10 protein-coding genes and 1 pseudogene are annotated in these 11,176 nt (G+C 35.2%); 5 read left to right on the top strand and 6 right to left on the bottom strand.

Annotated elements, in window-relative coordinates; all coding sequences use genetic code 11:
• Position 1: 1 nt before the first annotated feature.
• Together EAG08_RS06190 and EAG08_RS06185 are read right to left on the bottom strand one after the other, a co-directional pair.
• Positions 2-951 (bottom strand): annotated as a pseudogene (locus EAG08_RS06190) (bifunctional metallophosphatase/5'-nucleotidase).
• On the bottom strand, positions 951-1,706 hold the full coding sequence (locus tag EAG08_RS06185; protein WP_129534702.1) for a 5'-nucleotidase C-terminal domain-containing protein: 756 nt from the start codon (positions 1,704-1,706) through the stop codon (positions 951-953). The pseudogene EAG08_RS06190 and the gene EAG08_RS06185 overlap by 1 nt, the downstream one beginning before the upstream one ends.
• A gap of 107 nt (positions 1,707-1,813) precedes the next feature.
• On the opposite strand from EAG08_RS06185, the gene dapA reads away from it, so the two are divergent.
• Together dapA and EAG08_RS06175 are read left to right on the top strand one after the other, a co-directional pair.
• Entirely contained in the window at positions 1,814-2,686 is an 873-nt protein-coding gene (gene dapA / locus EAG08_RS06180; protein WP_129534701.1) for a 4-hydroxy-tetrahydrodipicolinate synthase, read from the top strand.
• Positions 2,687-2,946: 260 nt separating this feature from the next.
• Positions 2,947-3,444 (top strand): GNAT family N-acetyltransferase, encoded by a 498-nt coding sequence (locus tag EAG08_RS06175; protein WP_129534700.1) that lies wholly within the window; start codon positions 2,947-2,949, stop codon positions 3,442-3,444.
• A gap of 76 nt (positions 3,445-3,520) precedes the next feature.
• On the opposite strand, the gene EAG08_RS06170 is transcribed toward EAG08_RS06175, so the two are convergent.
• From EAG08_RS06170 to EAG08_RS06155, 4 genes are all read right to left on the bottom strand, one after another.
• The gene (locus tag EAG08_RS06170; protein WP_129534699.1) at positions 3,521-5,179 is read right to left on the bottom strand and encodes a ribonucleoside-diphosphate reductase subunit alpha; all 1,659 of its coding nucleotides are present in this window, start codon (positions 5,177-5,179) and stop codon (positions 3,521-3,523) included.
• Between the two features lie 320 nt (positions 5,180-5,499).
• Positions 5,500-5,787, bottom strand: coding sequence for a hypothetical protein (locus tag EAG08_RS06165; protein ID WP_129534698.1), 288 nt, complete (start codon positions 5,785-5,787; stop codon positions 5,500-5,502).
• A gap of 119 nt (positions 5,788-5,906) precedes the next feature.
• Complete coding sequence (locus EAG08_RS06160; RefSeq protein WP_129534697.1) at positions 5,907-6,308, bottom strand: hypothetical protein; 402 nt, start codon at positions 6,306-6,308, stop codon at positions 5,907-5,909.
• A 5-nt stretch (positions 6,309-6,313) separates the two neighbouring features.
• A complete protein-coding gene (locus EAG08_RS06155; RefSeq protein ID WP_129534696.1) occupies positions 6,314-7,288 on the bottom strand; it encodes a ribonucleotide-diphosphate reductase subunit beta in 975 nt (324 codons plus the stop codon).
• Between the two features lie 430 nt (positions 7,289-7,718).
• Here EAG08_RS06155 and EAG08_RS06150 point away from each other — a divergent pair, with 430 nt between their 5' ends.
• The 3 genes from EAG08_RS06150 to EAG08_RS06140 all read left to right on the top strand — a co-directional run bounded on the left by EAG08_RS06150 (position 7,719) and on the right by EAG08_RS06140 (position 11,074).
• Positions 7,719-8,408 carry an ABC transporter ATP-binding protein gene (locus EAG08_RS06150; RefSeq protein ID WP_129534695.1) on the top strand — a complete coding sequence of 230 codons (690 nt, stop codon included), beginning with the start codon at positions 7,719-7,721 and terminating at the stop codon, positions 8,406-8,408.
• Between the two features lie 80 nt (positions 8,409-8,488).
• Positions 8,489-9,718 carry an ABC transporter permease gene (locus EAG08_RS06145; RefSeq protein WP_129534694.1) on the top strand — a complete coding sequence of 410 codons (1,230 nt, stop codon included), beginning with the start codon at positions 8,489-8,491 and terminating at the stop codon, positions 9,716-9,718.
• An 84-nt stretch (positions 9,719-9,802) separates the two neighbouring features.
• On the top strand, positions 9,803-11,074 hold the full coding sequence (locus tag EAG08_RS06140) for an ABC transporter permease (RefSeq protein ID WP_185145182.1): 1,272 nt from the start codon (positions 9,803-9,805) through the stop codon (positions 11,072-11,074).
• The last annotated feature ends 102 nt before the right edge of the window (positions 11,075-11,176 follow it).

Genomic DNA, 11,176 nt, shown 5'->3' with positions numbered 1-11,176 from the left:
ATTATGCTGTTATACTGCTGTCAATTGCTTGGTTGTTCCAAGAAATCTGTTGTACATTTTTATTTTTATCAAAGAAGAAGTCTATTCTGCCCAAAAGAAGACCAGCCCAACCAACTTGGTTTACCAAAACATTCTTCCCTTGTCTGTTTTTAAAGGTCTGAGGTTCCGGTAAAAAAGTATGCGTATGACCTCCTAAAATTAAGTCAATATTTTCTGTTTTTGATGCTAAAATTTTATCGTTTAATTTTTCAGGTTCGTCACTGTAATCATATCCGATGTGCGAAAGACAAATCACCAAATCACATTTCTTTTCATTTTTAAGGAAATTGGAGTAATGTTGTGCCACATCAATGGGGTCAGACCAAACGGTTTCGCCGTATTGTTTTTTTCCAACTAAACCATCCAGCTGGATTCCCACTCCGAAAATTCCTACTTTGATTCCGTTTTTATTGAAAATTTTATACTGCGAAGTTCTTCCGTCTAAAATGGTGTTTTTAAAATCATAATTCGAACAGATAAAAGGAAATTGCGCATTCGGTAGAACCTTTAAAAATCCCTCTAAACCATTATCGAAATCATGATTTCCCATTGTGGAAGCATCATACTTCATCATTGACATCAGTTTAAATTCCAATTCACCTCCAAAAAGTTGAAATATGGGGTTCCCTGAAAAATATCTCCTGAATCAAGCAACAAAAGATTGCTTTCCTCACTTCTGATTTTCTGAATTAATGTCGCTCTTCTTGCAAAACCACCCTGGTTAGGATTTCTTGTGTAACTTGAATCAAATGGTTCAATTCTGCTGTGCTGGTCATTGGTATGAAGAATTGTCAATTTATTGGCTGATGAAAAAGAATTTAAACTTAATTCCTCTGCCATTACCAGATTTGGAGCTAAAGTCATCGCTAAAGTTCCGCCTGTTATCGTTTTTAAAAAACTTTTTCTATTCATTATTTCTTCCCGATAAATTGTAAACGAACTTCCTCTTTAGGATTAATCTGCTGATTTTTCTTAAAATATTCAATAAATAAATCTCTCAATTTGATACCTGTCGGAATTGATTCTCCTTTTGCGAAAAACTTCATATTATCACCACCCAAAGCCAGATAATCAGATGTAGCAATATAATAATCCTGAGTTGGGTTGACTGCATTTCCGTTGATTAAACTTTTTGAAACTGTTCCATTTGAAGTCTCAATATATAAATGAGAAACAGGATTGTTTTTCTGATTTTTAGCATAATAATCAAACAGTCCCTGCAAATCTGAACCTTTGAATTTTACAATGATCACTTCGTTTTCAAAAGGCATTACTTCAAAAACATTTTTCAGAAGAATGTCGCCTTTCCCAATTGTGGTACGAATTCCGCCGATGTTAATCAAAGCTGCATCAATACTTTTATTCAGATTTGCTTTCGCCCAAACATCCGCTCCGTCAAAAGTATAATCTGCCAAAAGATTTCCCAGATTGCTGTTGTCGCCTTCTTTCGTCAAATCTACTTGGGTGTAAGAGATTTTTTGGTTCATCTCTTTGTTGAGTTTCTCAGTGTAAGGCTCGATAAATTTTGCAAAATCTTCATTAGCCTTCAGGTCTTGATTAATAGAAATGTTCTTCTGTGTCTGCACATTGGCAACCTGCAACGATGTCGTTTTACAGGCTGTGAGCGAAAACAAGGCAATTCCTAGTAATAAGAATTTATTTTGCATAATATCTTTAGTATAATGCAAATATAATTATATGTATAATAAAATAGGATTAAATATTGTAAATTCTTGTATGAAATTGTTAAATTTGGGGAAAATAATTCGAACAGATGAGCATTTTAAAAGGAGTAGGTGTTGCTTTGGTAACGCCCTTTAATGAAGATTTATCCGTAGATTTCGAAAGTTTGACAAAACTCATTGAGTACAACATCGAAAACGGAACCAACTATTTGGTGGTATTGGGAACTACAGCGGAAGCTGCTACACTTTCTTCAGACGAGAAGAAACAGGTAGTTGAGCACATCATTAAGGTTAATAATAAACGTCTTCCTTTGGTTTTAGGAATTGGCGGAAACAATACTCTTGAAGTCAAACAGCAGATCGAAGAAGCTGATTTATCTGATTTTACAGCTGTTTTATCGGTGTCTCCATATTACAACAAACCTAATCAGGAAGGGCTTTACCAGCATTATAAAATGTTGGCTTCTACAGGAAAAAACATCATCATTTACAACGTTCCTTCAAGAACCGGACAAAATGTTGAGGCTGAAACGACTTTGCGTCTGGCAAAAGAATTCCCGAATTTATTCTTAATAAAAGAAGCTGCACCCAATATTCTTCAGTATTTTGATATTTTGAGAAAGAAGCCTGAAGGTTTTAATTTAGTTTCAGGAGACGATGAATTCACACTTCCAGTAACTTTGGCTGGTGGAGCAGGAGTAATTTCTGTGATCGGACAAGGGTATCCAAAGGAATTTTCGACAATGGTTCAATTGGCTTTTGATAAAAAAGTGGATGAGGCTTATGAAATTCATAATAAACTAGTTGAAATTACAAGATTGATTTTTGCAGAAGGAAACCCGTGCGGAATTAAAGTTATTTTGGCAGAAAAAGGATTGATTAAAAATTATTTAAGACTTCCTTTAGTTCCTGCATCAGAAGGACTTTATGCAAAAATTAAAGCTGAAATGGCGAAGATTTAATTAAATTAAAAGTCAAGTTCTATAAAATATTAAAAGTGAAAGGTGTGATGCTTTTCACTTTTTTAATCTAAAAAATTTAACTGCAATTTTTTTAACACATAAGTTACTTGAAGTGATTGATTCGAATGTTTAGAAGAACACGATAGTTTTTGAAAATCTTTGATTTTCCTCTTACATGTTCTAAATGTTTTCAAAGGATTTAAACTTTAAAAAACTTAAGTGTTCTAATGTGTCTAAAATTTTCTAATAACTAATCAGATATGAAATTAATCAAAGCAACAGAAAAAGATATACCCTTGATTCAGGATTTAGCAAAAAGATCATGGGAAAACGCCTACGCCGAAATTCTTACAACAGAACAAATGGAATTTATGCTCAATACAATGTATTCCGGAGTTGAAATTACAGAACATTTAAAAAATACAAACTATCATTATTACCTTGTTTTTGATGAGATTTTAAATGTTTTTGACGGATTTTTAGGCTACGAAAATCATTATGAAAAACAAACGACTAAACTTCACAGAATTTATCTCGTTCCTGAAAGTAAAGGAAAAGGTTTAGGCAAAAAAACATTGGAATTTCTTAATGAAAAGGTGAAAGAAAGTGGGGATAACAGAATTATTTTAAATGTCAATAAATACAATTCAGCGCAGAAATTCTACAAATCTCAAGGTTATAAGGTTTATGATGAAGGTGTTTTTGATATAGGAAATGGCTTTGTTATGGATGATTATTTGATGGAGATAACGTTTTAAAACAAAAAAACCGCAGAAATTTTTCTGCGGTTTTATATTATTCAAAGCCAAAAACTTGGCTATTTAAATTTTTACCTTACGCTTCACAAGCCGAACAGCTCACAAAATTCACCATCATTTCCTTAGAAACAGATGAACTTCTTTGGTAATACAAAGTTTTCACACCTTTCTTCCAAGCCTCAATATAAAGATAATTAACGTCTTTTACAGGCATTGTAGAAGGAATCTGTAAATTCAAAGATTGTGCCTGATCGATGTATTGCTGTCTTTGTGCGGCCTGAGAAATGATTTCCATCGGAGAAATTTCTTTGAATGTTTTGAATACTGCTTTTTCTTCGTCAGTCAATTCATTCAAGTGCTGAACAGAACCGTGGTTCAACATAATTGTTCTCCATGTTTCTTCATTATCAAGACCTTTTTCTTCCAACAATCTAGCAAGGTATTTATTCTTACGCATGAAGTTTCCTTTCGCCAAACCAGCTTTATAGTAGTTTGATGCAAAAGGCTCAATTCCAGGAGAAGTTTGACCTAAAATCGCTGAACTTGAAGTGGTAGGAGCAATCGCCATTACCGTTGTATTTCTCATTCCGTAACCTTTTAAGATTTCCGGTTCTCCGTAGATGTTTGCCAATTCTTTTGACGCGATATCCGCCTGAGCTCTGATATGTTTGAAAGCTCTTGCATTGAATTGAGTAGCCTCAAAACTCTCAAAAGGAATCATGTTTTTCTGAAGATAAGAATGGTAACCCAAAACACCTAATCCAAGTGCTCTGTGACGCAATGCGAAGTCTCTTGCTCCCTGAAGGTAATAATTTCCTTCAGTTTTCTCAATAAATTCAGATAAAACAGCGTCAAGGAAATAGATTGCCAATTGTACTGCATTCGTATCTTTCCACTCGTCGTATAATTCTAAGTTCATAGACGACAGACAGCAGATGAAAGATTCTTCTCTGGTTGACGGAAGCATGATTTCCGAACAAAGATTACTCGCATTAATCGTCAATCCAAGATCTTTATAAACCTGAGGTTTGTTTCTGTTCACGTTATCTGTAAAGAAAATATAAGGAAGACCTTTTTGCTGACGGCTTTCCAAAACTCTTGCCCAAATTTTACGTTTGTCGGCATCACCGTCAATCATATCCTGCATCCAGTAATCTGGTACGCAAATTCCTGTAAACAGGTTCTGAATCGGACTTCCGATGTCTTTAATTGATAAAAATTCTTCAATATCGCCGTGGTCAACATCAAGATACGCCGCAAAAGCACCTCTTCTTACACCACCTTGTGAAACGACATCCATAGAAGTGTCAAACAATTTCATGAACGAAACCGCTCCGGAAGATTTTCCGTTATCGGTTACTGCAGTTCCTCTGTTACGAAGTTCCCCAAAATATCCCGAAGTTCCGCCCCCGATTTTCGTCTGCATAATTACTTCACCCATTTTGTGGGTAATTCCTTCAATGCTGTCCGGAATATGCACGTTGAAACAAGAGATTGGAAGACCTCTCTGCGTTCCCATATTCGCCCAAACCGGAGAAGAAAAACTGATCCATCCTTTCATGATCATCTCCTTAAAAGCCGGCTGTAGTTCAGGTTTGTATAGTTTTTTTGCTGCTGCAGTGGTGATTCTGTCGATTGCACCGTCTACAGTTTCGCCTTTCAGAAGGTAACCTCTGTTCAGCATTTGCTCAGATTCTTCGTTGAGCCACCAGATATTGTTGTTTTGTTCTTCCATTTTTTATATTGTAAAATGCAACTTATGCATTGTTTTGTTAATTTTTTTAGGAGCAGAAAGTTTTGTATTTCTTCTCACTTGTGTACCTGCTTTCGCTACTCGCTTTTTTCTTTTGCAAAGAAAAAGAGCTCAAACATACCGCTCAATCAGGGCTAAAACGACGGTTTGTTTTCTTTACTTCTGAATCACGTCATTGCTACTGCTTTGTCATTGCGAGGAAAGGAATCTCTACTTTATTGTTGAGATGCTTCGACAAGCTCAGCATGACATCTCTAATGCTATCTGTTTCAACGCTCGCTTCGCTCGCGCCTTTATTTATTTCAAACAGGCTTTAAAAATTCTACTTTATGAGAATCATTAAGTCCGCTTTCGTCTCTTAATCTCTGAAATTCTTTGAATGACGGAATGTTTAAAACTTCATTCTGCACTTCTTCATTTTCATAATTTGAAAAATGCACAAACGTAAAACCATCTTCTTTTACAAAAACTTTATATTCAAATTTTGTCTGATCCAAATTTTTAAAATCATTTAAAAACTTTTGAATGTTGCTTTTGTTTTCAGAAACAAATTCAGGTTTTACGGTATAACTTACGATTACATTAATCATATTTTATTTTTTTTGTCATTGAGAAGAACGAAGTAATCTCATCTTTTATGCGGATGCTTCGACAAGCTCAGCATGACATCTCTAATACTAACTGTTTTGACGCTCGCTTCGCTCGCGAACTAATTAATTTGAGCTTCTAACAATTTCTTTCTGTAATTTTCGTCAGTCCCTTCAAAAAAAGATTTATAAAAATTACTATTAAATATTTTCAATAAATCAATGAATGTGTTTTGCCTTTTAATTTTATCCTGTAAATGAAGTAGTGAATTTGCTTCATAATTTTCACTATACATTATGGTTTGTAAATCAACTAAATCTTTTTTGTTTTGATTATGCCAATTTGCTAAAAAGCTTCCAATTAATTTAGTCTGTTTAGGAGTGAAGGTAAAGTCATAATTATTTTTTTCAATTTTATTTACAATAATCCTCCCTTCTTCCTTTGCTTTTTCAGAATCATATTGCTTAATACCTAACAAACAAGATTCCTCAAGTAGATTGAGTTGGTTACTACTTAACTTCATTTTATTTAGAAAAGATCATTCGCCGTAATACTCTTATCATGCTTCGTGTAATCCACCGGTCTTTTTGCGAAGAAATCATCCATAGAATTGGCGAAAACTTCTTCTTCAAACCATTTCATCGGGCTGTATTGTTCTGCAGTGGTGTTGTAACGTTTTTCCATGTTGATTTTGGTTAAACTTTCGTCAACACGGTATTTCATAAAGTTGATCAAATCTTGTTTAGAGAATTTATCAAGTTCGCCCATTTCAAAGATCCAGTCAAGAATTTCGCCTTCCAATTCGATAGATTGGTCTACCAAAGTGTAAATATCTTCAATATCAGAATCAGTTAAAAGATCCGGCTGCTCTTCACGGATTTTGTTGATAAGATAAATTCCACCGTTGGCGTGAATCTGCTCATCAATAGACGTCCACGCAATAATATTCGAAACGTTTTTCAGGAAACCTTTGAATCTTGTAAATGATAAAATAATTGCAAACTGCGAGAACAAAGACACATTCTCAATCAGAATACTGAATAAAAGCAAAGAGGAAACATATTCTTTTGGTGTTGCAGAATTGGCGTGTTTCAGCACGTTGGATAAGAATTCAATTCTTTTTTTCAACGCAGGAACTTCTACAACCTGAGAAAATTCTTCATTATATCCCAAAACTTCCAACAAACGGGAATACGCTTCAGAATGACGGAATTCACATTCTGCAAATGTAGATCCCAAACCATTCAATTCAGGTTTTGGAAGGTGATTGTAAAGGTTTCCCCAAAACGACTTTACCGAAACTTCAATCTGGGCAATCGCCAAAAGTGCATTTTTTACAGCATTTTTTTCGTGTGGCTCCAGCTGCGACTGGAAATCCTGAACGTCTGCCGTGAAATCAACTTCCGAGTGTACCCAGAAAGATTTGTTGATCGCTTCTGTAAACTGAAGAACCTCAGGATACTCAAATGGCTTGTAGCTTACTCTTTTATCAAAAATTCCCATATTGAATGTAATGTCTTTAAAAATTATAAAAATAGATCACTGTGTATAAAACCCGGGAGATGGGTAACTTTCTGATTCGTTGTAAGTTGTGTTTGAAACTTATTAACGGAAGTAATCATTCATCTCTCGTACCGTGCGAAGCACAAAGTTCGAAAAAAAGAAACGATTTGGAAAGGGGTAAAGAGTAATTGGTTGAGTTTTAACCTTAAAAGTTTTCCACATTTACATGAAACTCGCTCTGATATTGGTTTATAGATACTTAAGTCTTAAAAATCGAAGTTATGTTAAGTTTGTAATTAAACACTTTGTTTTGATTTATTGAATATCAATTGATTATATATTAAACAATATTTTTTTTAAAGATTTTTTTAATCTTGTAACAAAATGAAAATATATACTACTTATTGGAAATAAAAACAGCAATCACTTAATGTTAGTAATTCAGGATCTACATAAATCATACGACACAGGCAAGAGTAAACTGCACGTTCTCAAGGGTATTAATCTTAATATTGCCGAAGGCGAATTTGTCTCTATTATGGGAAGTTCCGGTTCCGGAAAATCAACTTTACTGAATATTATCGGAATTTTGGATGAAAAAGACAGCGGCGTTTATGAGCTCGACGGAATTCCGATTGAACATCTGAATGAGGTAAAAGCTGCAGAATATCGTTCGAAATTTCTAGGATTCGTTTTCCAGTCGTTTAATTTGATTGGATATAAAACGGCTTTAGATAATGTTGCACTTCCTCTATACTATCAAAACGTTCCGAGAAAAGAGCGTAATCAAAAAGCAATGGAGTATCTGGAGAAAGTAGGTTTGGCACAATGGGCAACCCATCTTCCGAATGAGCTTTCGGGTGGACAAAAACAGAGAGTTGCGATTGCCAGAGCTTTAATTACCAATCCAAAAGTAGTTCTAGCAGATGAGCCAACCGGAGCATTAGATTCTAAAACGACTCACGATATTATGAAGCTCCTTCAGGATATCAACAATGAAGGTAAAACGATCATCGTGGTAACCCATGAACCGGATGTTGCCGCACAAACTAAAAGAAATGTCATCCTCAGAGACGGAATTATTGAGAGTGATGAGTTTATCAATCAGATTGTGCTTTAATTTTAAAATAAAATCAACTGAAAATTTAGAGTCATTAATTTTTTAATCTTTAAATTTTTTAATCATTTAATAAAGAAAAAATGTTTGACCTAGATCGTTGGGAAGAAATATTCAGTTCTATTCGCAGTAATGTATTGCGGACGGTGCTTTCGGGCTTTACGGTGGCATTGGGTCTGTTTATATTTATCGTTCTTTTCGGAATTGGAACCGGGCTGAAAAATGCTTTTACCCAAGGTTTTGCGAGAGATGCTCAAAATCTTATTTCAATTTTTACGGGAAATACAACTGTTGCTTATAAAGGTTTGCAGTCGAATAGAACCGTAACGATGAATAACGACGACTATGATTTCTTAATCGACAGTGATAAAGAAAAAGTAGGATATTCTACTCCTAGGTATACCGCCAATCTGATGGTGAAATACGGTAAAGAAAGCGGAAATTACCAGATCAACGGTGCAGATCCTGAAGAGAAATTTATCGAAAACAGAAAAATGCTCGAAGGGCGTTACCTTACACCTGGAGATTTACAGAGAAAGCAAAATGTTGCAGTTGTAGGAAGAATGGTGCAGCGAGATTTAATAAAAAACGGAAGTCCGGTAGGTAAAGATCTCGATATCAACGGAACGATGTTCAAAGTAGTCGGAGTTTTCTCAGATGACGGCGGCGACTGGGACGAAAGACATATTACAGTTCCGATTACTACTTTGCAGCAAATGAAAAAAGGTTCTGATACGGTGAGCGGAGTTTACATTGCTTATGATGAGAATATGACGCCGGAACAGGCTATCAAATACGGTGACCAGCTTAAAGAAAGGCTTAAATCTAGAAAAAATGTTTCTCCGGATGATGAAAACGCAGTGCGTGTCTGGAACAATGCTCAGAATATGAACGAAACCTTCATGTTTATGGCAGTTCTTACAGGAATTGTGACTTTTATTGGGCTAGGAACTTTATTGGCTGGAATTATCGGGATCAGCAACATTATGGTGTATATCGTAAAAGAAAGAACCAAAGAAATCGGTGTAAGAAAAGCCATTGGAGCAAAACCACGAAGCATTGTTGCTTTGATTGTTCAGGAAAGTGTGGTGATTACCGTAGTTTCGGGGTTTGTAGGAGTTGGTTTGGGTGTTTTAGCACTACATTTAATAGGTGACAGTCTTGAAGATTACTTCATTAAAGATCCGAGTGTGGGCTGGGGAACTATCTTTGCGGCATTTGTAGCATTGGTTTTTTCAGGTTTGATTGCCGGATTTGTTCCTGCCTACAGAGCTTCAAGAATTAAACCTATCGAAGCGTTAAGAACAGAATAATTTAATTTAAAAATTTGTTAGTGAGATAATTTGAAAATGAAATTCAACTTACAGCTCATAATTAATAACTTATAACTCATAAAAGTGAACATTTTATTTAAAAAAGATACCTGGCAGGAAATTTATTATTCACTAAAGAATAATAAGCTCCGCACATTCCTTACCATGATTGGCGTGGGTTGGGGTATGTTTTTGTATGTAGTTTTACTGGGTTCCGCAAAAGGAATGGAGAATGGTTTTGATAAATTATTTTCAGGGTTTGCTACCAATTCTATTTTCCTTTGGGCGCAAAATACTTCGATTCCTTACGAAGGTTTCCCAAAAGGGAGAGATGTGAATCTGAAATTAACTGATGTTGAAGTTTTAAAAAGGAAAATATCAGATATCGATTATATTTCGCCACAGAACTCAAGAGGAAGTTTCACAGGAACGCCCGGTGAATCGATGTCAAGAAACGGTAAAAATGCAACCTATTCTTTAACGGGTGATTATCCGATCGGGAATAAAATTTCAGAAAAGAAACTGATTTTCGGAAGATATATCAACGATGCAGATGTTTCCGGAAATAAAAGTGTGGCAGTGATCGGGGAAGAAGTGTACAACAACTTTTTCGATTCAAAAAAGAAAGAAAATCCGCTAGGGAAATCAATTAACGTGAAAGGACTTTTCTTTAATGTGATCGGAGTTTTCAGAGTGAGAAAAGGGGGTGGTTTTGAAAATGACCGTACTGTTTTTATACCGCTTTCTACGTATACCAAAATGTACAATGCAGGAGAGCAAATCGATATGTTTGCGATTGTGAGCAAGCCCAATGTTGATGTAAATAGCGTTGAAGAAAGAGTGAAAACAGAATTAAAAGCCAAAAATCAGGTTTCGCCGGAAGACACTAATGCTTTTGGAAGTTTTAATTTAGGTAAAGAATTTAAAAAACTCACAGGATTTTTAACCGGAATGCAGCTTTTAACAATAATCGTAGGAACTCTCACAATTTTGGCAGGTGTCATTGCGATTTCAAATATCTTATTGATTACGGTAAAAGAAAGAACTAAGGAAATAGGTATTCGAAGAGCTTTAGGTGCAAAACCGTCTGAAGTAAGAAACCAGATTTTGTTGGAAAGTGTGGTCATTACGCTCAGTTCGGGTATATTAGGCTTTATTCTCGGGATTTTTGTCTTGATGATATTCAACTCATTGACTCAGAATCAGGATGAATTTCCGTTTTATAATCCGACTGTTAATTATACCAATGTTTTTGCGGCAATGTCGGTGATGGTGATTTTAGGTTTAATTATCGGAATGATTCCAGCTCAAAGAGCGGTGAAAATACGACCGATTGAGGCATTAAGAAGTGAGTAAGAGAATGATAAAAAAAGCTTTTTTAATTCTGATTATTTGTTGCTTTAGTATTGCTAATGCACAGAAAAGCGATTTTTTTATTTTCAAGGAAAGTGAAGTTTA

Source organism: Chryseobacterium sp. 3008163, from assembly GCF_003669035.1.
Lineage (GTDB): Bacteria > Bacteroidota > Bacteroidia > Flavobacteriales > Weeksellaceae > Chryseobacterium.
The sequence above is the reverse complement of the archived record's forward strand: the minus strand, read 5'-3'. Positions and strand labels throughout refer to the sequence as shown.